Raw genomic sequence first — 23,145 nt, 5'->3', positions numbered from 1 at the left:
ACTCACCTTTTCATTCTTTTTGCAGGATTTCCTATATAAATCTTATTGTTTTCTAACGAAGTAATAACATTACTGCCAGCTCCTGCAATAGCCCATTGGTTTATAGTTACATTCGGAATAACAGTAGTACCAACTCCAAGTAAAGCCCCTTCTTTTACCTGCACATTTCCGGCTAAGTGGCAGCCAGGGGCAATATGTACAAAATTCCCAATGCGGCAGTCATGATCTATTGACGCACTGGTATTTACTATGACGTGTTTGCCGATGATGGTGTCAGGTTGTATCACGGCTCCTGCGAAAACGACGCTTCCCTCTCCTATAGAAACAGAAGAGTGAACCATGGAAAAAGGATGTATGGCTGTAACCCATTTGACATGAGGCAAGCATGAGGCTATTTTTTGACGAGTTTTGTTGTCTCCAATAGCTATTATTGCATAAGTTTCTTCGTTAGCGAGAAGGTGTGTTCCCCCAACAATAGGAATATTCCAGATGGAAGAGTTCCATAAGGTTGGGTTGTCGTCGTAAATCGCATTTATCGCGCATCCACATGCTTGTAAAGTGCTAATGACAACCTTTGCATGCCCGCCTGCACCTATAATACTTACTTCATTCATAATAATCTTTCCCTTGCTTGCTTATTTCTGTAAGAACACTCCCGGTAAAACGTGGCATTGTAGCTTCTCCCTGTGCCGATATTCCTTCCCGTTTTATTATGGCCTGGATTGTTTTTGCAATGATCTTCAAATCGAGTATGAGATTCCAGTTTTCTACGTACCATGTGTCTAATTTAAATTTTTCTTCCCATGTCAAAGCATTTCTGCCATTTACTTGGGCCCAGCCTGTAATTCCGGGAAGTACGCTAAGACGTTTTCGTTGTTGCTTGTTGTAAAGAGGAACATATTCAGGTAAAAGGGGCCTTGGCCCCACAAGGCTCATATCGCCTTTAAGAACATTAAACAGTTCCGGCAACTCGTCTAAGCTCGTTGATCTAAGAATTCTTCCAAAGGTTGTGAGCCTGGTACTATCAGGCAACAACTTCCCGTTCTCATCTTTTTCATCAGTCATGGTTCTAAACTTGTACATAGTAAAGATCTTTTCGTTGAGGCCTGGCCTTTCCTGTTTAAAAATTACAGGGCTGCCAAGTTTTATTCTGACCAGTAGTCCGATTATTACGAGAACCGGACTCAGTATTATCAAAGCTGTCAATGATAAAAAGAAGTCCATAGGTCTTTTGAAAAACCTTCTGTAAATTCCACTCTTAGGTGTTTCCATTATCCTCTCCATAGCTTTTTAATAATCTCTACAATCCTTCCCAAATCCTCATCTGTCATTTTAGTGTCAGAGGGAAGGCAAATGCCATTCTGAAACAACTTCTCAGATACGTCTGTTCCTATGTAATCATATTCTGCAAAGAAGGGCTGCATGTGCATTGGTTTCCATACCGGTCTTGATTCAATGTTTTCTTTTTCAAGAGCTTCCATTATATCAATAGGGCTTACCTTTCTTTTTGAGGTCAGGCATGATAGCCAGCAATTTGGTTCGTTCCACTTATTTATGGGCATGAACTGTACTCCGTCTAAATTGCCCAGCTCTCTCTTATAAAACTCGAAGATGTATTTCTTTTTGGCAAGCCTCTGATCAAGAACTTTTAGCTGGCCTCGGCCAATGCCGGCAACTACATTGCTCATGCGGTAATTAAAGCCTAGTTCGCTATGCTGGTAGTGCCTCGCCTTATCTCTGGCCTGAGTTGCCCAGAAGCGTACCTTTTCAATTCTCTCTTCGTTATCAGAAACGAGCATTCCGCCGCCTGATGTGGTGATGATTTTGTTGCCGTTAAAGCTGAATATTCCATACTCGCCAAAGGTGCCGGTATGTTTTCCTTTGTAATAGGTGCCCAGCGACTCTGCTGCGTCTTCAATAACGGTGACGTTGTGTTTATTGCAAATATCCATGATCTTATCCATATCTGTCGATAGCCCATAAAGATGTACAACCAGAACGGCCTTAACTTGAGGGTACTTTTCAAAGGCTTCTTCCAGTAATTTAGGGTTCATATTCCATGTTTCATAGTCGCTATCTATAAAAACCGGTATGGCGTTCTGATAAATAATGGGGTTGGCTGTGGCAGAGAAAGTAAGGCTTTGGCAGAAGACAATATCCCCTTTGCCGACTCCCGCTGCTTTAAGGGCCATATGAATGGCACCTGTTCCAGAAGTCAGTGCCGCAGCATGTTTTGCGCCGACCCTTGAAGCGAAGTCTTTTTCGAATTCATTTACGTTTTTCCCAAGAGGAGCAATCCAGTTGGTGTCAAAGGCTTCTTGTATATACTGCATCTCATACCCTTCTTCGCTCATATGAGGGGATGAGAGATAAATCCTGTTCTTATTCTCATATTTGTTCATGAACAGCACCTTCTATTTCTTTAGACTTGAATTGGGGTACAACTTCAAATAGCCTTTTGCATATGTCTTCATTGTTGCCGCTGGCTGCGGTTTCAAAAAGGCCGGCAAGTTTTGCATCCAGGTCCGCTGGCAAATCATTGCTTTTTGCCTCATATATTTTTTTATGATGAGTTGCTGTTGTGCCTTCTTCCGCTGTAAGAAGCTCTTCATACAACTTTTCACCAGGGCGTACGCCAGTATAGACAATTTCGATTTCTTCAGGTTCAAATCCTGAAAGGCGAATAATGTCTTTAGCTAAATCAACGATTTTAACAGGTTCGCCCATATCGAGAACGAAAACCTGTCCGTTTTTGTTCATTCCTCCCGCTTGTAAAACAAGCTGTGCCGCTTCGGGTATTGTCATAAAATATCGTGTCATTTCAGGGTGGGTGATTGTTATAGGGCCACCCTTTCTGATCTGCTCTCTGAAGATGGGAACAACGCTGCCGCGAGAACCAAGAACGTTACCGAAACGTACAGATATAAAGTGTTGCCCTTCTTTGGCTTCTATGGCAGCTTTTCGCACCACCATTTCGGCCACCCGCTTAGAGGCTCCCATAATAGATGTGGGGTTTACCGCCTTGTCTGTGGATATGTTGACGAAGTAACTGGTGTTAAAGCGCAAGGCATTTTTTACAAGGTTTTGTGTGCCTCCAATGTTGTTTAAAATGGCTTCGTCAGGGTTGGTTTCCATCATGGGCACATGTTTATGAGCCGCCGCGTGGAACACAACTTCAGGCCTGTATTGTTCAAAAATATGCTCGATTTTATGGATGTTTCGCACGTCTGCTACCATCGTAACATAGGGAATATGAGAATAATTTGCTTTCATCTCCCTTTCAATGTTAAAGAGGCTGTTTTCTCCTCGACCGAGGAGGATGAGAAGCTTAGGTGAAAAATGACATATTTGCCTGCATATCTCAGAGCCGATGGATCCGCCGGCCCCCGTTACAAGAACTACTTTGCTAGAGAGGTAGCCGGCTATTGAGTCGATATCAAGCCTCACGGGTTCGCGGCGAAGCAGGTCTTCCACGTCTACAGGGCGAAGCAGTGATATTGAAACTTTTCCGCTGATTACTTCATAGATGCCGGGAATAATGCGGTATTGTACTTTGGCTTTCTTCGCAAGTTCAACAATGCGCCTTACGGTGGTTCCAGGGGCAGAAGGCATGGCTATGATAACTTCTTCAATACTGTGTCCTCGAACCACTTGTCTCAGGTCGCCAATGGGGCCAAATACATCGAGGCCTAAAAAGCGGGTTTCTTTTTTCGAAGGGTCATCGTCGAGAAATCCAACAGGAACCAGCCCAGACTCAGGATGGCGGAATATTTCACGGGCGATCATGGTTCCGGCATCGCCAGCCCCTACGATCAGGGTTCTTTTTTTGTTTATGCCTGTTTTGCGGCCAACAATTTCTTCAAAGATTATTCTGCTGGCGAATCGGCTTGATCCCATAAAGACGGCGTAGACAAGAGCGTCGATAAGGGGAATGCTGCGAGGGATATTGTAGTTGTGTCCCAGCATAAAGGCGATGGAAGAGGCGATTAAGGCGAAAATAACAGTAGATTTAGCGAGGGCAAGGGCATCCCTGGTGCCTACTGTGCGCCATGACTGACGGTGGAGGTTGAAGTAATAATTGAGGGCCACTTTGATAAAAACACTTATATATGTGTAGGTAAAGGCACGGGGGGCGTATTTGCCAAGAGGCAAGCCAATGCGAAGAGCGAAAGCGCAATAGGCCGCAAGTGCGCCGAGCAAAATGTCGATACCTAATTTTATAAGAAGCATCTGTTTGCTTTTAGTCATGAGTGTCACCTAATTTAGAAAGCCATTGTACGGTTCGTTCAGCGAGAGGCGGTTTCTGCCTGCATTGTTAAAGTATTTACCAAAAACTTGTGTGTTTTCTGTTGTGGCTACAAGCAAATTGACCTGAACAACATTATCAATATAGCAGAAGTCTCGAGTGTTGTCGCTGTCTCCATATATAAAAGCCGGCTGTTGCTTTAGAAGGGCTGTTATCCATGCCGGGATGACGGCGGCATAAGCGCCGTGAGGATCTTGCCTTGGGCCAAAGACGTTTGAGAGTGGGGTGAAAATTTTTTGTATTTGGTGAAAGTAGTTTTTATAGACATTCATGAAGTGTTAGTCCTTTCAGAAAGAGCACGTATTGCAGTGTCTCCTTTCTTCTTTTCAAGGTTTGCATCTTATTATGCATTGTCATTCCTCAAAAAACAAATGCGGATTTTAAAATTGAGGTTTCAGCGTAATTGGCTGGCAAAACCTATTTTGTTTATAAAAGTTTAAATTGCACTAGCAAATTAATTGCTCACACTGTAATATAAAACGAACAACATGTTTCGTTAATTGAAACAAGCCGGGGCTTTCTGTTCATTTTTTGTATATGATGGAATAGTTGATTGTTGCTTTATGTAGACGTTCATTGGCCCAGTCCGTGTGTTTAACAGACTTTTCCTCATTGTTGTTGTTTTGCAGATTTCAAAATAGTATCATATAATAAAATTAAAAAGAAGCGGGACATTTTTAGTGTATCTTTCGAGGAGGTTTTTGTTGTGCGCAAGTGGGGAATTCTATTGTGTTGCTTTGTTTTTATCTTTTTCTTTGCGCCCTTTGCCATGGCCCAGACGGCGGTTTTAGATGGAGTGGGTGGAAGTGGCGGCATTGCCCTGCCAAACGTTCCGGATGTTCAGGAAGGGGGACAAATACACGCGCCCATTGTTCTTCCAGGTGGCAGCGCTCCTGATATTCCTGACATCTTTCCTTCGCAGCCCGAGAACTCCATCTCCCCTTCCTCTTCCCATGAGACTGGGAATGATTCAGCACATTACACAGAAGAAACAATAGACACAGGAGACCCTGCTTCCAATATAGATGAGTTCCAGCGTTTTATTACAGGAAGTTTGCCAGAAGAGCGCCTGACTCGCATTCAGCGATATGGAGCCGGTTTTTTTAGAAATCCTCCATCTACTTTTGCTCCGGGAGATACTGTTCCTGTTCGTCCGGATTATGTGATTGGGCCTGGTGATGAGATTAGAATCAATGTCTGGGGCATGGTGGAAGGAAGCTGGGTTGAAACAGTGGATCGCCAGGGAGCCATTACTATTCCCAGAGTTGGCGTAATAGGAGTGGCGGGAATGACCTTCGAAGAGCTTCGCTATGCTCTTCATCAGGAGTTTTCAAAGTACTACTCCAATTACGAAATGAATGTGACCCTCGGCGCGCTGAAAAGCATCAAGGTGTATGTGGTGGGAAATGCGAAAAGGCCCGGAGCCTATACAGTCTCTTCACTTGCGACCCTTGTAAACGTGCTTCTCCAGGCTGGAGGGCCCGACAGCAACGGCTCAATGCGTAACATAACAGTAAAACGGAACGACAAGATTGTTGCAACCTTTGATATGTACGATCTGCTCATGAAGGGCGATAAAACAAAAGATATCAGGATGATGCCGGAAGATGTGGTGTTTATTCCTGTGGTAGGGCCTCAGGCGGCCATTGTGGGAAATGTGAGGCGGCCGGCTATCTACGAACTTAAAAATCCTCTGAATGTGGAAGGCCTTATCGCTATGGCCGGCGGTATGACTGCTACAGGGTATAAAGGCCGTGTACAAATGATGAGGGTTGTGGATCAGGAATACAGAACGATTTTTGAAGGGGATTTAAAGCGCCTTTCAAAAAACTCCATAGGATCTACCATGCTTAATGATGGCGACTTCTTGCGTATTTTTTCTGTTATTGAGCGGCAGTGTACGGTAAAAGTTGCCGGGCCTGTGGCGAAGCCTGGTATTTTCTCTATTGAGCCTAATGTAACCAAATTGAAAGATGTTCTCGATTGGGCCGGCGGGCTTCTCTATTACGCAGCAGATGATGTCGAGATTACCCGGGTTGAGGCGACTCCTCAGGGGCCGAAGACACATCAGTTGCGTGTGAATGCTAAAAGGGTTCTGGCGGGAGACCCCTCAGAAAACATAATTGTGCAGATGAATGACTTTATTTCAGTAAGGGCCATCCCTAATTGGAAACTTTATAAAAGAGTAGAAATCTATGGGGAGGTTAAATACCCAGGTGTTTATCCCATTCAGGAGGAAGAAACTCTTTCTTCCCTTTTAACACGGGCAGGGGGTTTTACCGACAGGGCTTACCCACGTGGTGCAATTTTTACAAGAGCGAGCGTGAAAGCCGCCCAGCAACGGCAGGTTGATGAAATGGCAAAGCGGATGGAACGAGAGCTTCTAGCCGTGAATACCAACGAAATGTCATCGGCTCTCACATCAGAAGAGGCAAAAATTCTTCAGTCTGAGGCAGAGCAGAAACGGCATCTGCTGCAAAAGATGAAAGAAATCCAGGCCACTGGCCGTATTGCCACGTTGGTCGCAGAGCCAGGGGTGTTGAAGGGAACAGCCTATGATCTTGTACTGGAAGAAGGGGATGCCCTCTACGTTCCGGCGAACCCGTCTACTGTTCAGGTAATAGGATCTGTTCTCAACCCTTCGGCCTTTATTTATGATAAAAGACTTTCTTTTAAGGATTATGTACTGATGGCAGGGGGTTATACCAGCGAGGCGAGCCCAGCCAGGATCTATGTTCTTAAAGCGGATGGTACGGCCATGCGTGTGAAGCCTTCAGCTCGGGAGGTTACACCCTGGGTGAAGGAGTTCAACAAAGGGGATGACTGGAACCTCATTGAGCCGGGAGACGCTATTGTGGTGCCGCAGAAGATGGCCAGCTACCGGGGAATGCGTCAGACCCGGGATTATGTGGATATGCTCTATAAAGTAGCGGTAACAGCAGCGAGCATACATAACATTACAAAATAATGAAGAGGATAGGATTATGGCTGAAATGAAGAATGGAGAAGAATTTCATTACTTTGAAGACGACGAGATTTCCCTGCTTGATCTGCTGCTTGTACTCGCCCGGCAGAAAAAAATAATAATGGGAATAACGACCCTTTTTGTGGTCGTGGCAATTATAGCCAGTTTGCTTATGACAAAGGTATACCAGGCATCGACGAGAATTTTGAATCCTGTTCAGAGGCCGTCTTTTGCCAGTCTGATGGAAGAAAAGGCTGGGTTAATGGGTGATTTGCTGTCTTTGGGCCCCACTGGCGGCAACGTTTATGTGAGCATGCTGAAGAGCCGCTCTTTACAAGACCAGGTGCTTGATCGTTTTGTTTCAAATGGCTGGAGGGATATGGTTGGGGCAGGGAAAGAAATGAGACGTCATGATTTTGTTGCTGAAAACATAGGAGAAATGTCTGTAACTGAAGAAAAGAATGGAACCATTCTTGTAACGGTATCTTACACTGATCAGTATAAAGTGGCGGATATAGCCAATGCCTATGTGGAAGAACTGCAGCATATGGCAGACCATTTTTTTTCCACAGAAGCGGCTCAGCGGAGAGGATATTATGAGAATGAACTGGATTATGCCCGTGAAGCTTTGGCCCAGGCTGAAAAAAGTTTGCGGGAGTTTCAGGAAAAAACAGGTGTATATATGGGAGACGCCCAGCTAACGGCCAATATTCAGAACAGGGTGAATATGCGAGCTCAGATTGCTGCAAGAGAAATACAGCTGCGATCCCTTTTATCCTATGCGACACATCAGAACCCTAAAGTGGTAAAGCTTGAAAAAGAGATAAATGGATTAAAAGAAGAGATAGCCCGTTTAGAGTTGGTAACAGACTCTGGTGATCCCCTCAATCCTGTTGGAGGTATGCCGGCGGCTCGATTTGAGTACCTTGAGAAGTTCCGTGACTGGAAGTTTCAGGAGGTTCTGTATAATACCCTGCTCAAGATGTACGAGACGTCTCGTCTCGACGAAGCCTATACGCCTGTGACTATTCTGGTGCTTGATAAAGCGGTGACTCCAGAGCAGCGTATCAAGCCAAAGCGAAAAATGATGGTGGTGCTGGCTGCCATGTTAGGGCTGTTCGTTTCTATTCTTTGTGCCTTCCTGGCGGAGGCGTGGAGCAGGGCTGAAAAAGACCCTGAACAGAAAAAAAAGCTAAAGGAATTTAAAGAAGCTTTAGGAGTGCATTGGCTGCAAAGGGTGCTCAAAGGCTTAGTGCCTTCCAGGTCGTCAAGGTAGCAAGGGCGAATATACAATGAAGAAATGCTTTTTCTTTATCCTCATTCTTCTGCTTATGATTTTTCCTTTTGGGGAAAAGGCTTTGTGCAGACAAAAAGAGATATACGAGAAGGGGTGGTGCTTTCCAAGCATTGGGAAAGGCAATGGCTTTTGGGGACTCAGTGCAGGGGCTCATTTCTGGACAGACCATTTGGATTTCAGAAACTTGCAGCTTTTGACAGATGTGGATTTAGGGGCTGGCCTGCGATGGCATAGTATTATCCGCTCTAATAAAGAAATGAACGGTTTAGGGGAGTGGGCCCCCCGTTTTGACGAAGCTTTTATTGAGAAATATGGTTTTTATGTAGATGCAAACGGAACACTGAGTTTGAGTGCCAAGCTTGGAAGAAGCCGCTATTTACGTTTCCCCTATCCGGATGCTATCGCCACCTTTGATCAGGTGCCGGGAATCGGTGACCTCAAGGGCGGAGATGAAACAGGCTATTCCGGCCTGATTCTTACTGCTGATTATGCCCACAAGTGCGGCTTGGGCGTTCATGCTGCGTGGATAGACTGGGGTTTTGGTGTAGACCGCTCTTCGAATTGGGCAGAACGGTATATTTTCTATCGCAACGATTCTGGTTTGTGGCATTATGAAGCAAGGTTCGGTGACTTACCCATACGAGAAGAAGTGATGGGGGAAACGGCCCAGGGATTTAACCTTTTTGTGGGCCGCACCTTTAAGAACTGGTCTATAGGCTTCTTGTATGAGGAATTAGAGGATCAGCCGGCTTACACGGGGATTGTGGTGCGCTTTGCCCAGGGAGATAAGACGAAAAAAATGGGAGAGCTGGCTTTCGATTACACCCGTGCCCCGCGGGGTCACGCTGTTCAGATTCCCCTTCTGTCTGGAACGATAGGCCGTGTTCGGAGGGTCGACCCAACACAAGAGCCTCTTTTTAAAGGCGTTCTGATGAAGCCTGGCGAAGATGGCGCTTTGCAGGCCACAGACTACGTTCTTGTTGGTGAAGTTGAGGCTGAACGAATACGAACCTATTGGCAGAACGGCCAGGTTCGGAATTTTTATGAGCACCGTTTATCTTGCTGGGGAGATACACAGTCACCCGGCCTGGTTGTGAAGATGGTAGAAGAGCCGTGGTATTTGGAGCTTGAGTCGCTAGTGAGCCCCCATACTGATCTGTGGAGCTGGGATGACCTGAAAAAATGGGAAGAAGATCGCATGGGGCCTGCCCAGCTGAACCAGAAAGTTGTGTACCGGTTTTACAAAAAAGTGGTGCCAGGTCTTGAAAATGTGCATTAGTTTTTAATTTCACATGTTGGCAGGCAGAAAAATAGCGAATGCCCTCAAAAGAGGTTTCAAGACTCTCTTGTGGGGCATTCGTGCATACTTTTAATACAATTGCACATTTTCAAGACCTGGCACCACTACAGGTTGTTGATGTCGGTCATTTGTTCTACGTCGTAAAGGCTGCTGGCGATGGAAAGGTTGGTGGCGATTCCTTTTTCAATAAGGGGAGAGAAGAGGTTGGCGCCGCCGTATATGACCATGTAGCCTTTGTTGCGGTCTTTTGAGCTGATGCGATATGAGGGGGGAATGAGCCCGCCATGGAAAATGAGACCTGAAAAGATAGATGGATCAAGGTGCGCCAGGGCTTCTTGAAGTTCTTTGTATAAGAATGATGGAAAGGTCTTGATGGCAGCGGTAACAAGCCCCTCCCCGGTTTCTGCCAGACGGCAGACAGATGTGTATCGCCCTCGAATGAGGATTTCTCCAGGGCTGAGGGTTGTTCCTGTATGAGATATGATCTCTGTAAATCCCCGGGGAGTGAAGTTTTTGAGGCTGTAAAGACCTGTTGCCGAGGTTTCTACATAGATTCCTTTCTTCTGAAGAGCCACATCGTAATTCCTGGATGATACGCAGACAAGACCTACATACTTGTCAGGAAGGTCGCACTTCCACAGCTTTTCCGGTTCTTTTGAAATGCCGAGGAGAGACGATACCCATACGTTTGTAAAAGCAGCCTTTTTAAGTTCTTGCAAGGCGATTGATAGCTTGTTCTTTTCTAGAAGGAGGCAGTTGGCGACGATGAAGCCCTTCTTTTTTTCCCCATTGAAAGAGTAAAAAGAAGAAAGTTTTTCAGTTTCGAAGGATGGAGTGCCAACGCGGTCGAAAACGAAGAGCATTTTTGCTTCGCTGATTCCTTTTTCGGTAAGGTAAGCCCCTCTGTTTCCCTTTCTCTTCACAAGGTTCTCAGATTCCATGTTTGAAAGATGATACCGTACCGTTCTGGAGTCGAGGTCGAATCCTCGCTCTCCGAGCTGGCTGCGTATATGGCTTGATGACTGAATGCCGTCAGAGAAGTAGAGGATGCGTAGAATCTCTATAACTGTGGCCGCATATTTTTCATTGGCAAACATGAGTGAAACTCCTTTGCTGGTTTTGCTACTATTATACGTAAAATTTTGCATTTTAAAGCCCTCTCTATTTTCGGAAGTTGCTATCCGATGAAATAAATTAAAAATTTTCTTTTTTGCGCCGTGTTTGCGCCAAACACCCCTATTTTAGCCTTTTGATAGCTATTAAACCCGCACTATTTGAAGTTGACAAAAGAGTCTGAGTATATTAACCTATAGCCAAACGGAAGTCAATTTCCGAAAATAGAGGAGGGAATGTTGTGGAAAAATGTTCGCTTCTCGTGTCTACCGGCAACTTGGGCGATAACATTATCGAAGAAGAATCCTTTTACGAAGGTGTGAAGCATCATATCGACTGTTTCGCAGCCGATGCGGGAACAGCCGATGCCGGCCCCACCTTTTTAGGAGCCAACAAGCCCCACAACCCAATTGAATGGGAAAGACACGACCTTGAAGTAATGCTTGTGGAGTCAAGAAAAAAGAATGTTCCCATGATTGTTGGATCATGCAGTACCACTGGAACAGACAGAACTGTGGATTTGTACGCCGACCTTATTCGCGATATAGCAAAAGAACATCGCCTCGCCCCCTTCAAAATGGCCCTTATCTATTCTCAAGTGGACAAAAATGAACTGTTAAAACGTGTAGAAAACGGAGACACTGAACCTCTTGAAGCAGATTTTCCCCTTACGAAAGAAGTAATTGATCAGACGACGAATGTAACTGCCAGTATGGGTATTGAGCAGTTTGTTTATGCCCTTGAGCAGGGAGCGGATGTGATTATGGCCGGCCGGGCCTGTGACGATGCCGTTTTGGCAGCCTATCCCATCTTTAAGGGTTTTGACAGAGGGATCAGCCTTCATATGGGGAAAGCGGCGGAATGCGCCTCCCTTGTCTGTTGGCCCCAGATGGTGAAAGAGTCGATTATTGCCACTGTCCATCCAGACCATTTTACAATCGAGCCCATGCATCCGAAACAGCAGGCAACGCCACACAGCCTTGCGGCCCACTCTATGTACGAGCGAACGAATCCCTTCGTTCAGGGGTTGCCCGGCGGAATTCTCGATATGCATGAGAGCGTTTATGAGTCTGTTACCGACCGTATCGCCAAAGTATCGGGAAGCAAGTTTGTTTCTTCTCCCGACGGAAGCTATAAGGTGAAACTGGAAGGGGCCGGCGAAGCGGGGCACCGTGTCTATCACTTTGTTGGAATCCGCGACCCCAGGGCCATCGATAATATCGACATGATTCTTGAAGACACGAGAAAGAAAGTGTCTCACATTATTGGGCCTTCCCGGGACAAAGACTATGATCTCTATTTCCACGTATATGGCCGAAACGCCGTTATGAGAGAGTATGAGCCCGTTATAAAAACCCAGGCCCATGAGCTGGGAGTTTTTATAGAAGTGGTTTCTCAAGATCTGGATCTTGCCACCACTGTGGCAAAGTGCGCCAAGTTCCGTTTCTTCTATATGAGCTACCCTGGCCAGATGAACTCATCGGGCGGCTCTGTGGCCCTTCTTACCGACGAACCCCTTTATCCTCAGAACAAGTGTTATCGGTGGACCATCGATCATCTGCTGACCCTCAAAGATCCACTGGACAGCAAAATCTTTAAATATCATTTTGAGACGGTAGGGGGTTAGTAATGACTCAAACACTTGATGTAAATGCCACCTATCTTTCAAAATTAAGCCGATTCTATGGCGATAGGGGGGCTTCCCCCATACCGGAAGCAGTTCTTGATAAAGCTCGCCGCGTTCTAGTGGATTTTCTTTCGGAAGTAGCGGCCGGACACAAAACAGGAGAGTTTCCTGCCCTCTGCGCAGAGTACCTCATTTCCCTTGGCGGGGCTCCGGAATCCACCATCCTTTGTCATGGAAGCAAGGTTCCTGCTATTAATGGAGCGTTGGCCCTGGGAGCTCTGGGGCATTCCATAGAGCTTGATGACGGCCATCGGTGGGGAACATGCCACCCTGCAGTGGCTATTATTCCGGCTGCCCTTGTGATGGCAGAACGGGAAGGATCTGACTTTACCAGCCTTCTTCGGGCCATTGTGGTGGGGTACGATGTAATGCTTCGGGCGGCGAGAGCCATTAACCCTTCCCATCTGAAGTGGGGATTTCATTCTACAGGTACATGCGGATCCCTTGGCGCTGCCGCTGCCTGCGCCAGCCTTAAGAATTTCGGCCCTGAATCTTTTGCCTACGCTGTTGCACTTGGAGGGCTGCAAAGCGCCGGACTTCAGGAGATGCTTCACGACCATCCGGGAATCAAGCCACTTCAGCCGGGCAAGGCCGCCATGGCGGGAGTATTGGCAGCAGACCTCGTTGATCGGGGAGCGAAAGGGCCCAGGTCTCTTTTCGAGGGAGAGCACGGTTGGTTAAAGGCCATGTGCCGCAACGAATTTTCTGAAGAAGCCCTCATGGGAGAGCTGGGAGATCGGTGGGAGATTATGTACACCTATACCAAGCTTTATCCTACCTGCCGCCACTGCCACGCTGCCATCGACCTGGCCAAAGAGGGGAAACAGGCTCTTGGCCTCACCCTTGACGATATTGAATCCATCCACGTAAAGACCTATGCCCTGGGGATTGCGGAAGTGGGACGGATCTTTACCCCCGCTACCTTTGAAGAAGCCATGTTTAGTCTTCCATTCTCCGTGTCTATTGCCCTTGAGCGGGGCCATGTGACTCTGCGGGATTATGACGAAAAAACTCTGAAGAACGAGAAACTTCGCCAAACCGCCCTGAAAATGAACCTCGAAGAAGATGAAGCCATGAACCGCATCTATCCAGAGGAGCGGGGAGCCTGGATGAGAATTGAGCTCAAGGACGGACGTTCTTTTGAAAAGCATATTCCCGTAGCCAAGGGAGAGCCTGAAAATCCAGTGAACGATCAGGATCTTTTAGAGAAACTTCAGGGCATGGTGAATGTGTATTACCCGGCAGAATTTTTAGCGGGCTTGTGGGATCTGTGTGTGGAAAGACCCATAGACTCAGTCGCCTATGGGGAAATAGTTGACCATTTCGGGAGGTTCCACTCATGAAAACAAAAAATATATGTGATTTAGCCAGAACGGTTCGCAGCAAGAATGCGGGGAGCTTTATGATTACCCTCGAGATTATCTTCAGTGACCGTTCAATCTATGAAAAAGTGAAACAAAGCGGTGTCGTTACTCAAGAAGCCATTGCCCGGGCCTACGATGTGCCAACAGAAAAAGTGCTTGATTTTATGTTCTTCGATCCCGGGATGGGTATTAAGGCCAATATTCGGCGGTCGATAGCCAGCGGAGGCCCTTCAGAAACAGACGTGTACGGGTGCCAGCAGTATGCCCCACTCTTCTCTCTGGAGGTTCCCTGGGATGAGTGACAAAACCTTTTCGAGGAAGCTGGCGGAATTTGCCGCTGATACATCCTTTTCAAGCCTGCCTGAAGCTATTGTTCATCAGGCACGACGGTGTCTTCTCGATACTGTGGGTGTGATCATTGCTGGCTCAGCCATGGCAGATTCGGCTCAGGCCATTCAGGGTTTTGTCAAAAAATGCGCCCCTGCCGGCAAGGCATCGGTGATCGGAACACTCCTTAAGACTGATAGCGCTCATGCCGCTCTTGCCAATGGAGTAGCGGCCCATGCCCTGGAGCTCGATGACGGGTCAAAGTATGCGACCTACCATCCCGGGGCTTCTATGATTCCAGCTGCATTGGCTCTTGCGGAAGAGCGGGGAGCCACTGTGGAGGATGTACTTCTTGCCATTGCGTTGGGGTATGAAGTTTCTCTTCGAATTGGCACCTCGGTTAACCCCTCCCACTATCTTAAGGGCTTTCACCCCACGGGAACGGTGGGAACCTTTGGCACCACAGTGGTGAGTGCCAGCCTGCTGGGGCTGAATGCGGACGAGCTTGTTTCGGCCATTGGCATTGTTGGCAGTCTGGCCTCAGGTATTAACCAGTACGAAATCGACGGCTCTTTTGTGAAACACCTTCACCCGGGCAATGCGGCGCGAAACGGCATGTTTGCCGCCCTTCTCGCTCAAAATGGCTTTACGGGGCCAGAAGAAATTCTTGAAGGCCGTCTGGGCTTCGCCCACTGTTTTTCAGATACCTTCAATCCTTCCATTCTTGAAAAAGACCTTGGCGAGAAGTGGGAATTCCAGAAAATATACTTCAAACCTTACTGTTCATGCCGGTATGTTCATTACGCTGTTGAGGCTGTGGAAAATATTTTAAGGGGGCACCCCATGACGATGGATGACATTCAATCCATTCGGGTGCTGACCCACAAAAATGCCAAACAGGGTTCAGATATTCCCGACTACCAGACAGTGCTTCACGCCAGACTGAGCCTTCAGTACGGCATGGGTTCCATGATCGTGCGGGGAAGAGCCGGTCTCCAGGAATACACGGAAGAGAGTATTAAAGACGAGAGGGTTAAAAAGATAGCTTCTCTTATAGAAATAGAGGCAGATCCCGAGATTCAGAAGACCTATCCTGAAATACGAACCACCATTGTAGAAATAACCGATACCGACGGGCAGATTTTTGCGTCAAGGGTGGATTATGCCAAGGGAGATCCCCTTAACCCCATGTCTGATGAAGATCTGATGGATAAGTTCAGGGATGTGACCCAGACTGTTCTGACGGCTGGGCGTCAGAAAAAAGTTATGGACTGGATAATGGATGAAGGCACTTTAACGAATCCGATTCAAGAACTGACCGACATGCTTCTATGGTAATGGCAGTACGATCACGTGCAGCATCTGAAATAAGATCAGGTGAATTATAAGGAGGAGAAGCAAGATGGCAGACAGAATTAATGAAGGTCTTTCTCGATTTATCGCACAGCTCAAATATGAAGATATCCCCGTTGAGGTCACAACCCATTTGAAGAACATTCTGCTGGATTCCTATGGATGCGGTCTCTTTGGTTCCACCACTCCATGGATGAAGATCTATAAAGACGTACTTTTGAAAATGTCTGACAGGCAGGAAGCCTCTGTTTGGGGTACGAATGTTAAGACATCGGTTACATCGGCCATGATGCTCAACGGTTCTGCCATCAATTCCTTTGAGCTTGACGATACCCACACCGACGGTATCATCCACGTCTCCACAGGTGTTCTTGGCTGCATTACAGCCTTTGCCGAAACCCTTGGCACTGTTTCGGGAAAAGATTTTCTCACCGCCGCGGTTCTGGCCTTTGAAGTGGCCTGCCGGGTAGCGGCTCCCATCGGTATGGAGCTGGCCCATCAGGGTTTTAACAATACGGGTACGTGCTGCCCCTTCGGTTCTGCCGCAGGGGTGGGGAAGATGCTGGGGCTGAGCAAAGATCAGATGATCCACGCCATGGGCATTACCGGAAACTGGTCGAGCGGATTGCAGGCTGTACAGTTCGCTTCCATGGCCAAGCGAATAGTTCCCTCCAAGTCTTCTGAAGGGGCCATTATTGGATGTCTGCTGGCTAAAGAAGGCTTTACCGGCATCGAGGATGTTTTTGAGAATAAATTCGGCGGGTTCTACAACTGCTTTACAGACGATATCTATAACGTAGAGCGCACAGCTGGAGAACTGGGAGAACGGTGGGAACTCCTTGGCATAGGCTTGAAGTTCTACTCCACTTGCCGAAGCAAACATTCCACCATCGATACGCTGCGGAGATTCAAACAGGAGCACCCTGAGATCAATCCCGACGACGTGAAAAAGATCAGGGTTGGAACCACTTCCATTACACATAAATATTCGGTGAACGCTGACGCCATTACCAGTGTTGTAGCGGCCCAGCTGAGCCACCCCTACGTATGCGCCGTGACCATGCTTGAAGGAAACGCCTTTGTGGATCAGTTTAACGAAGAAAAGATCCGCGATCAGAGGATTCTCGAGTACGCCAAAAAAGTCGAGGTATATCCCGACGAAGAAATTGAGAATCTGCCAAGAAACCTTCGTTATACAGTGAAGGTCCAGATCGAACTCAACGACGGCCGTGTCTTCAATCTGAGAACAGAATATCCCAAGGGACACCCGCTGAATCCCTTTACAGAAGAAGAGCTTCTTTGGAAATTCGATTCTCTGGCGGGGAAGGTCTTTGATTGCGCAGACCGGCGGAAGAAGATTGTTGACGCTGTGATGCATCTTGAAGATCTTGATAACGTGAAAGTTCTGACAAATCTTCTTAGAAAAGAGGCGTAAGTATGGGGCGGGGGAAGACCATTGTTGAAAAAATAATATCATCTCACTGTGGTCAGGATGTGCGGGCCGGAGATATTGCTGTGGTCAATGTAGATCTTGCCATGGCCCACGACAGCACGGCTTCCCTGGCGATTCAGGCTTTCCGCGAATATGGGGAACCTCACATTTGGGATGCTTCCCGTCTGGTGTTTGTGCTTGATCACGCCGTTCCCTGCCCTAATGAGCAGGCGAGCCGCCTTCACTCCCTCATGCGGGACTTCGCCAAGGAACAGAATGTGCGTCTTTTCGAGGTTGGGGAAGGGGTTTGCCACCAGCTTCTTGTGGAAAAGGGACTCGTGGTTCCCTCAGAGATCGTGCTGGGATGCGATTCACACACCTGTACCTATGGAGCCATGAACGCTCTCTCTTTCGGAATTGGTTCCACTGACATGAGCGGAGTGATGCTCACAGGACAGCTTTGGCTGAAGGTGCCGGAGACGCTGAAGATAGTTTACAGTGGAGCCATGGGCAAAGGAGTGACCGCGAAAGACGTAATGCTCTACACCATTGGCAGACTGGGATTTGATGGGGCCGATTACCTGGCCATCAGCTTTACAGGAAAAACTATTGCCGATATGGAGATCTGTGATCGTATGACCATGTGCAATATGGCCATTGAGTGCGGGGCGAAAGCCGGAATTATGGAGTGTGACGAAAAAACGTCCGCCTATCTGACTGGCAGAACCCATAAAAGCTACACCCCTGTTTTTGACGATGCAGACGCTGTTTACCACAATGTGATGGAAATAGACGTTAATGCCATTGGGCCGCAAGTCGCCTGTCCCCACGCCGTTGACAACGTTCATCCAGTGGAGGATGTGGCGGGGAGAGCGGTTCAGCAGGTATTTATCGGAACATGCACCAATGGAAGACTTGAAGATTTACGGGCAGCTGCGGCTATTTTGCGAAAGGGAAGGGTGAACCCCAACTGTCGCCTGATCATAGGGCCGGCATCGCGGCAAATCTTTCTCGAGGCGGTTAAAGAAGGTCTTGTGGAAACATTCCTTAAATCGGGAGCTACTCTTATCCCTCCAGGCTGCGGTCCCTGTCCCGGAACCCATTTAGGAGTGCCTGGAGATGGCGAAACGGTGCTTTCTACGGCCAATAGGAACTTCAAGGGGCGGATGGGGAACAATAAAGCCTCTGTCTATCTGGCTTCACCTGTAACCTGTGCTGCTTCGGCCTTAAAGGGATGCATTACTGATCCCCGAGAGTTTCTTGAAATGGGGGATGTACGATGATTCAGGGACGGGCCCATATCTTTGGCGACAATATAAATACCGACTACATCATCGCCGGTAAATACACCAAAACCCTTGATCATACCGTTTGGGTGGAACACCTTTTCGAAGACATTTCACCCGGGTTCAGCAAGAAGATACAGCCTGGGGATTTTGTTGTGGCCGGTCGAAATTTCGGGTGCGGTTCCTCAAGAGAGCAGGCGCCTGTAGCATTGAAATATGCCGGAGTAGGGGCTGTTTTAGCGAAATCCTTTGCACGCATATTCTTTAGAAACGCCATAAATCTTGGGGTTCCTGTTATAGTATGTAATACCGACGATATCCATGACCTCGATCAATTGCGCATTGATCTCTCTACTCAAAGAATCTTCAATCTCACTACAAACCAGATAATACCTATGGAACCGCTTCCTGATGTAATGATCCGAATTCTTTCCGCGGGGGGGTTAACCCCTTACTTAAAACAGCATAAGTCTTTTGACATATCGGGCCGTCGCTGATGGCACGGCCGCTATTGATGATTATGCTACCATGAAGAAGAAGGAGGGACGCTTATAAGGAAGGCAAAAGACGAAGCACAGTGCAGGAAGGCTGAAAAAGCTTGGGTGCTTGAGGCTTTTCCGTGGTTTTCCACGGAACAGAGATGTTTTTTAAAAGGGAAAAAAGGGGGAAACACAATGCAGAAAAGTAGAAAGATGTTGCTTCTTGGGTGTCTGCTAGTGCTCTTCTCTTTCGTCGTTGCAGGAGCAGGCTATGGCCAAACGAGTTTGAATATGGGCAGTACGTCCTCTTCTTCCGGTGTCTATGCATGGTGCGTAGCCGCCGCCAACGTGGTCAACAAAGCGAATGTTGGGCTTAATGTGACTGTTGTTGAAAGTGGAGCCGGTATTGATAACCTGAAGAAAGTTCGCGATGGTGTTTTTGACTTTGCTATGTGCATCGACTTGCCGTCTACCCTTCAGCTCTATGAGGGAACAGGGGCTTTTGAAGGGGAAAAACCCTACCAAGATGTTCGCTGGCTATTTTTGAGAAACGTATTTGCCGACCGTCTCTATGTTAGGGAAGATGCCAAAGTTACCACCTTTAAAGATCTTGCTGGAAAACGGTTCTGCCCGGGCATTCCCGGCTCTGCTTCAGCTTCTTACGTTATGGAGTACAACGACATTACAGGGGCCAATATCAACCTTATGCCCATGGCCTATGGGGATGCCGTCAATGCCCTTAAGGAAGGCCGTATTGTTGGTCTTCAGAAGTCAAGCGGGTTAACTTCTATGGATGCGTCCCTCATAGAAGTGAATATTACAACGCCCCTTACGGTTATTGGCTATTCCAAGGATGACATTGAGAAAATACGGGAAAAGATACCTAGCATGAGCTTCCTTGAAACTCAAAAAGGCTCTATATCCCAGCTTCCAGATGTGGGCCCAATTTGGGAAGAGTGCCCTATCGCTGGAGCGGTAGCCAGCACCAGAATGTCAGAAGAAGTGGCTTATAACATCGTTAAAGCCTATGTGGAAGGGTTTGAAGAAGTTGCAGCGGCCTACGGGGCCGTCAAGGGATGGGATCCTGTTGCAGACTACTTTAAATTCGCAACAGAAGATGCCTTTGTTCCTGCCCACCCAGGTCTTATTCGTTACGCCAAAGAAAAGGGCATAGAGGTTCCAGAGTTTTTCCTTCCACCAGAATACAAGAAATAGACTTTATGAGAGCGGGAAACAGAAGGTTTAAACGCCTCGCTGTTTCCCGCACCCTCGTCGGCAGCGCATGAGTTAATAGAGGGGGGAAGAAAGGGTGAATGTGCGAAATTTTTTAAATAAACATATGAATCACTTTTTATTCTGGAGCGGTATCGTCTTTTCTCTAACCCAGCTGATTGTACCCATGTTTTTTCAGAATTTGCTCGACATTCAGGTGCGAGCTCTTCATGTGACCCTGGGCGTATCTATAGCTTTGCTCTGTTTCCCATTTCGTCAAAGGGAAGGTCAAGAACATGAGCGTTCTTTCATATGGGATGTTTTTCTGATTGCTGTCATTGTTCTCGCCTGTTTTAATGTTGTGGTAAAGGCCCTTGATATTTACATGAAGCCTGGAGGAGCCACATCGCTGGATTTGCTTCTGGGAACTGCTCTTCTGATCATTGTATTAGAGGCGGCTCGTCGCACCGTTGGAGCGGCCATACCCATACTCGTCGCAATGCTTTTTGTCTATATCTATGTGGCGCCCTATTTAGGGGGGCTCTGGAAAATTCGGGGTTTATCTTTTAATTTTATTATGAATTCCGTGTATTATTCTCCCCTTGGATTGTTTGGCAGTGTGACAGGAATGTCGGCAACCTTTATTGCCATGTTCATCATATTTGGGTCTCTTCTGTCTGCTACGGGCGGGGGCAAGACCTTTATAGATCTGGCCCTGGCTCTGACAGGCCGTTTTGTTGGAGGCCCTGCCAAAGCAGCTGTTATTTCAAGCGCTCTTTTTGGCAGCATCTCTGGAAGTTCTGTAGCCAATGTGATGGTGACGGGAAGCTACACCATACCTCTCATGAAACGTCTTGGGTATAAACCAGAATTTGCCGGAGCTGTGGAAGCCATTGCCTCGACCGGGGGCGGAATTACGCCCCCCATCATGAGTATCACTGCTTTCATGATGGCGGAATTCTTAAATATTTCCTATATGAACATCATCGGATATGCCTTGCTGCCTTGTATATTGTTTTACACAGGTGTGTTTAGCGGCGTCCATTTTCAGACAAAACGAAGAGGGCTTTCTGCAGTTCCAGAAGATGAAATTCCAAAATGGAAGGATATATTAACCTTTGAACGGATGGCGGGCCTTGTTATTCCCACTGTTGTTCTTCTTTATCTCATTGGAACGGGGCAGCCTTTGCTGAAGGCGGGTTTTTATGCCAGTGTTTCTTCCATTGTCGTGTTGGTTTTAAGTGATTTGCTGAAGAAAAAAATCAAAGAAACTCCCCGTAAGGTTCTTGACGCCTTAAGCGAAGCCGGGGCAGATGTGGCGCGAATTGCCCCTATCCTTATCTCGGTGAGTGTGCTTGTAAACCTCATAGGGATCACGGGGATCGCCCCTAAAATAAGCGGACTGATCTTGAAATATGGCGGTTCCAATATTTTTATCGCTCTTCTTGTGGCCACTATAGTTCCCTTCCTTTTGGGAACCTCTCTTCCTGTTGTCCCTACGTACGTTCTTTCTGTTTCCATCCTTGTGCCGCCTTTGATGAAAATAGGAATTGACCAGGTTGCTGCCCATCTTTTCTTTATCTATTGGGCCATTCTTGGAGGGGTTACACCTCCTACCTGCACGGCAGCAGTGGCGGCGGCAAGCATTTCGAAGGGGAACTGGGTTAAAACTGGCCTGAATGCGGTGAAGCTCGGGGCTGTGGCCTTTATTCTGCCCTATTTCTTCGCTCTCAATCCCTCTCTGGTGGGGAGAGGTTCTGCAGGTGCTATTCTGAGCCATGGGTTAACAGGCTTTGTCGGGGCTATTGCTATTGCGTACGGTTTTTTTGGCTTCGGCAAAGGTGTAATGGCTATACTGAGCAGAGTTCTCTTTTTTGTGAGTGGCATATTGTTGCTTTTTCCTGATGTTAAGCTTTCCGCTGCGGGTATGGTCGGCGTGGTTATAGCCTTTGTATGGAACAAATATATCTTAAAACAAGAACGTTCTAGTCTCAATGGAGGGGTACGTGTTGAAAAAAACAACGAAGCTTAAAAATATGATCCTTGAACGGCGGGCCCTAGTGTGCCCGGGAGCTCACGATGCGATTTCTGCCAAGCTTATTGAAAGAGCGGGTTTTGAAGCCCTTCAGGTCAGCGGGTTTGGGTTGTCGGCTACCTATTTGGGATTGCCGGATATGGCCTTCATCGGATTCAGTGATGTCGTCCACTTTACAAAAAATATAATAGACTCTGTTGGAATTCCCGTCATGGCCGATGCTGATACTGGATATGGAAATAGCATTAATGCCATGCATGTCACGAGGGAATTCATCAAGGCAGGCGCCGCTGGAATGAATATCGAAGACCAGGTGTTCCCTAAACGGTGCGGCCATCTCGAGGGGAAGCAGATCATTCCTATAGAGGAAATGGTCATGAAAATCAAGGCATGCAAGGCTGTGAAGGATGAAATTGATCCTGATTTTGTCATCAATGCCCGCACCGACGCCATTGCGGTTCACGGAATAGAAGAGGCTATAAAACGAGGAAACGCATATGCCGAGGCTGGAGCAGACCTGATCTTCGTAGAGGCTCCACGGTCAATAGACCAGATAGAACAGGCTGTGAAAGAGATCAAAGCGCCAGTGAGCATCAATCTCATGGATGCCGTTGTTGGGGGGAAAACACCTCTCGTTCCCATCGAAAAGCTTAAAGAACTAGGCGTGGGAAGAATAAGCATTCCTGTTGGCCCTCTCTTTGCGGCTGTGAAAGGCATGGTCAATTACCTCAATGAGATACAGGGAGGCAAGCTCGCTGAGGGCAGAACAGACCTCGTTGCGGCATTCTCAGAGTTTAAAGACCTTGTAGGTTTCGAACAGTTCCGCGACCTGGAAAAACAGTATCTCCCCAAATTCATCGAATAAAAAATGGTGCCAGGTCTTGAATTTGTGCAAGTTGCGAATAAAAAATGGTGCCAGGTCTTGAATTTGTGCAAGTTGTGTTAAATGTATACCATAGGTTGAGATAAGAATATAGTGGGGTCGCTCC

At 47.3% G+C, this 23,145-nt stretch carries 19 protein-coding genes; 13 read left to right on the top strand and 6 right to left on the bottom strand.

From position 1 onward, the window contains the following. Positions 1–2: 2 nt before the first annotated feature. From AMICO_RS08750 to AMICO_RS08730, 5 genes are read right to left on the bottom strand one after another with little or no spacing between them, the layout of a single operon-like run. Positions 3–614, bottom strand: a complete 612-nt coding sequence (locus AMICO_RS08750; protein WP_013049095.1) for an acetyltransferase — start codon at positions 612–614, stop codon at positions 3–5. After that, positions 607–1,284, bottom strand: coding sequence for a sugar transferase (locus AMICO_RS08745; RefSeq protein ID WP_274531979.1), 678 nt, complete (start codon positions 1,282–1,284; stop codon positions 607–609). Before AMICO_RS08745 ends, AMICO_RS08750 begins: the two co-directional genes overlap by 8 nt. Further along, complete coding sequence (locus tag AMICO_RS08740) at positions 1,272–2,402, bottom strand: DegT/DnrJ/EryC1/StrS family aminotransferase (protein ID WP_013049093.1); 1,131 nt, start codon at positions 2,400–2,402, stop codon at positions 1,272–1,274. Before AMICO_RS08740 ends, AMICO_RS08745 begins: the two co-directional genes overlap by 13 nt. Beyond that, entirely contained in the window at positions 2,389–4,248 is a 1,860-nt protein-coding gene (locus AMICO_RS08735; RefSeq protein WP_013049092.1) for a polysaccharide biosynthesis protein, read from the bottom strand. The genes AMICO_RS08740 and AMICO_RS08735 overlap by 14 nt, the downstream gene beginning before the upstream one ends. Positions 4,249–4,257: 9 nt before the next feature. After that, the gene (locus AMICO_RS08730) at positions 4,258–4,578 is read right to left on the bottom strand and encodes an NAD-dependent epimerase/dehydratase family protein (RefSeq protein WP_041459386.1); all 321 of its coding nucleotides are present in this window, start codon (positions 4,576–4,578) and stop codon (positions 4,258–4,260) included. A gap of 434 nt (positions 4,579–5,012) precedes the next feature. On the opposite strand from AMICO_RS08730, the gene AMICO_RS08725 reads away from it, so the two are divergent. The 3 genes from AMICO_RS08725 to AMICO_RS08715 are packed head-to-tail and all read left to right on the top strand — an operon-like array spanning position 5,013 to position 9,847. After that, positions 5,013–7,274 carry an SLBB domain-containing protein gene (locus AMICO_RS08725; RefSeq protein ID WP_013049091.1) on the top strand — a complete coding sequence of 754 codons (2,262 nt, stop codon included), beginning with the start codon at positions 5,013–5,015 and terminating at the stop codon, positions 7,272–7,274. A gap of 16 nt (positions 7,275–7,290) precedes the next feature. Beyond that, positions 7,291–8,547, top strand: coding sequence for a GumC family protein (locus AMICO_RS08720; RefSeq protein WP_013049090.1), 1,257 nt, complete (start codon positions 7,291–7,293; stop codon positions 8,545–8,547). Between the two features lie 16 nt (positions 8,548–8,563). Continuing rightward, positions 8,564–9,847 carry a hypothetical protein gene (locus AMICO_RS08715; protein WP_013049089.1) on the top strand — a complete coding sequence of 428 codons (1,284 nt, stop codon included), beginning with the start codon at positions 8,564–8,566 and terminating at the stop codon, positions 9,845–9,847. A gap of 125 nt (positions 9,848–9,972) precedes the next feature. Here AMICO_RS08715 and AMICO_RS08710 read toward each other — a convergent pair whose 3' ends face one another. Continuing rightward, positions 9,973–10,965, bottom strand: a complete 993-nt coding sequence (locus AMICO_RS08710; RefSeq protein WP_013049088.1) for a DUF128 domain-containing protein — start codon at positions 10,963–10,965, stop codon at positions 9,973–9,975. A 257-nt stretch (positions 10,966–11,222) separates the two neighbouring features. Between AMICO_RS08710 and AMICO_RS08705 the strand changes: the two genes are divergently transcribed. The 10 genes from AMICO_RS08705 to AMICO_RS08660 all read left to right on the top strand — a co-directional run bounded on the left by AMICO_RS08705 (position 11,223) and on the right by AMICO_RS08660 (position 23,021). Continuing rightward, a complete protein-coding gene (locus AMICO_RS08705; RefSeq protein WP_013049087.1) occupies positions 11,223–12,608 on the top strand; it encodes an acyclic terpene utilization AtuA family protein in 1,386 nt (461 codons plus the stop codon). Positions 12,609–12,610: 2 nt separating this feature from the next. Next, positions 12,611–14,011 carry an MmgE/PrpD family protein gene (locus AMICO_RS08700; RefSeq protein ID WP_013049086.1) on the top strand — a complete coding sequence of 467 codons (1,401 nt, stop codon included), beginning with the start codon at positions 12,611–12,613 and terminating at the stop codon, positions 14,009–14,011. After that, complete coding sequence (locus AMICO_RS08695) at positions 14,008–14,334, top strand: DUF4387 domain-containing protein (protein ID WP_013049085.1); 327 nt, start codon at positions 14,008–14,010, stop codon at positions 14,332–14,334. Before AMICO_RS08700 ends, AMICO_RS08695 begins: the two co-directional genes overlap by 4 nt. Next, positions 14,327–15,697, top strand: a complete 1,371-nt coding sequence (locus AMICO_RS08690) for an MmgE/PrpD family protein (RefSeq protein WP_013049084.1) — start codon at positions 14,327–14,329, stop codon at positions 15,695–15,697. Before AMICO_RS08695 ends, AMICO_RS08690 begins: the two co-directional genes overlap by 8 nt. Before the next feature lie 64 nt (positions 15,698–15,761). Further along, positions 15,762–17,147, top strand: coding sequence for an MmgE/PrpD family protein (locus tag AMICO_RS08685; RefSeq protein WP_013049083.1), 1,386 nt, complete (start codon positions 15,762–15,764; stop codon positions 17,145–17,147). A gap of 2 nt (positions 17,148–17,149) precedes the next feature. Further along, positions 17,150–18,427: a 3-isopropylmalate dehydratase large subunit gene (locus AMICO_RS08680; RefSeq protein WP_013049082.1), complete on the top strand. Its 1,278-nt coding sequence runs from the start codon at positions 17,150–17,152 to the stop codon at positions 18,425–18,427. Further along, positions 18,424–18,927, top strand: coding sequence for a 3-isopropylmalate dehydratase small subunit (locus AMICO_RS08675; protein WP_013049081.1), 504 nt, complete (start codon positions 18,424–18,426; stop codon positions 18,925–18,927). The genes AMICO_RS08680 and AMICO_RS08675 overlap by 4 nt, the downstream gene beginning before the upstream one ends. A 177-nt stretch (positions 18,928–19,104) precedes the next feature. Beyond that, positions 19,105–20,124 (top strand): TAXI family TRAP transporter solute-binding subunit, encoded by a 1,020-nt coding sequence (locus AMICO_RS08670; protein ID WP_013049080.1) that lies wholly within the window; start codon positions 19,105–19,107, stop codon positions 20,122–20,124. A 124-nt stretch (positions 20,125–20,248) separates the two neighbouring features. After that, positions 20,249–22,153 carry a TRAP transporter permease gene (locus AMICO_RS08665; RefSeq protein WP_148211419.1) on the top strand — a complete coding sequence of 635 codons (1,905 nt, stop codon included), beginning with the start codon at positions 20,249–20,251 and terminating at the stop codon, positions 22,151–22,153. Beyond that, positions 22,128–23,021, top strand: a complete 894-nt coding sequence (locus AMICO_RS08660; protein ID WP_013049078.1) for an isocitrate lyase/PEP mutase family protein — start codon at positions 22,128–22,130, stop codon at positions 23,019–23,021. Before AMICO_RS08665 ends, AMICO_RS08660 begins: the two co-directional genes overlap by 26 nt. Positions 23,022–23,145 lie beyond the last annotated feature (124 nt).

Origin of the sequence: Aminobacterium colombiense DSM 12261, from assembly GCF_000025885.1 — a bacterium.
Lineage (GTDB): Bacteria > Synergistota > Synergistia > Synergistales > Aminobacteriaceae > Aminobacterium > Aminobacterium colombiense.
The sequence above is the reverse complement of the archived record's forward strand: the minus strand, read 5'-3'. Positions and strand labels throughout refer to the sequence as shown.

Excerpts from the sequence above, each read along its gene's own strand:
- AMICO_RS08750 (WP_013049095.1), bottom strand. The coding sequence starts at position 614 with ATGAATGAAGTAAGTATTATAGGTGCAGGCGGGCATGCAAAGGTTGTC.
- AMICO_RS08745 (WP_274531979.1), bottom strand. The coding sequence starts at position 1,284 with ATGGAGAGGATAATGGAAACACCTAAGAGTGGAATTTACAGAAGGTTT.
- AMICO_RS08740 (WP_013049093.1), bottom strand. The coding sequence starts at position 2,402 with ATGAACAAATATGAGAATAAGAACAGGATTTATCTCTCATCCCCTCAT.
- AMICO_RS08735 (WP_013049092.1), bottom strand. The coding sequence starts at position 4,248 with ATGACTAAAAGCAAACAGATGCTTCTTATAAAATTAGGTATCGACATT.
- AMICO_RS08730 (WP_041459386.1), bottom strand. The coding sequence starts at position 4,578 with ATGAATGTCTATAAAAACTACTTTCACCAAATACAAAAAATTTTCACC.
- AMICO_RS08720 (WP_013049090.1), top strand. The coding sequence starts at position 7,291 with ATGGCTGAAATGAAGAATGGAGAAGAATTTCATTACTTTGAAGACGAC.
- AMICO_RS08715 (WP_013049089.1), top strand. The coding sequence starts at position 8,564 with ATGAAGAAATGCTTTTTCTTTATCCTCATTCTTCTGCTTATGATTTTT.
- AMICO_RS08710 (WP_013049088.1), bottom strand. The coding sequence starts at position 10,965 with ATGTTTGCCAATGAAAAATATGCGGCCACAGTTATAGAGATTCTACGC.
- AMICO_RS08700 (WP_013049086.1), top strand. The coding sequence starts at position 12,611 with ATGACTCAAACACTTGATGTAAATGCCACCTATCTTTCAAAATTAAGC.
- AMICO_RS08695 (WP_013049085.1), top strand. The coding sequence starts at position 14,008 with ATGAAAACAAAAAATATATGTGATTTAGCCAGAACGGTTCGCAGCAAG.
- AMICO_RS08690 (WP_013049084.1), top strand. The coding sequence starts at position 14,327 with ATGAGTGACAAAACCTTTTCGAGGAAGCTGGCGGAATTTGCCGCTGAT.
- AMICO_RS08685 (WP_013049083.1), top strand. The coding sequence starts at position 15,762 with ATGGCAGACAGAATTAATGAAGGTCTTTCTCGATTTATCGCACAGCTC.
- AMICO_RS08680 (WP_013049082.1), top strand. The coding sequence starts at position 17,150 with ATGGGGCGGGGGAAGACCATTGTTGAAAAAATAATATCATCTCACTGT.
- AMICO_RS08675 (WP_013049081.1), top strand. The coding sequence starts at position 18,424 with ATGATTCAGGGACGGGCCCATATCTTTGGCGACAATATAAATACCGAC.
- AMICO_RS08670 (WP_013049080.1), top strand. The coding sequence starts at position 19,105 with ATGCAGAAAAGTAGAAAGATGTTGCTTCTTGGGTGTCTGCTAGTGCTC.
- AMICO_RS08665 (WP_148211419.1), top strand. The coding sequence starts at position 20,249 with ATGAATCACTTTTTATTCTGGAGCGGTATCGTCTTTTCTCTAACCCAG.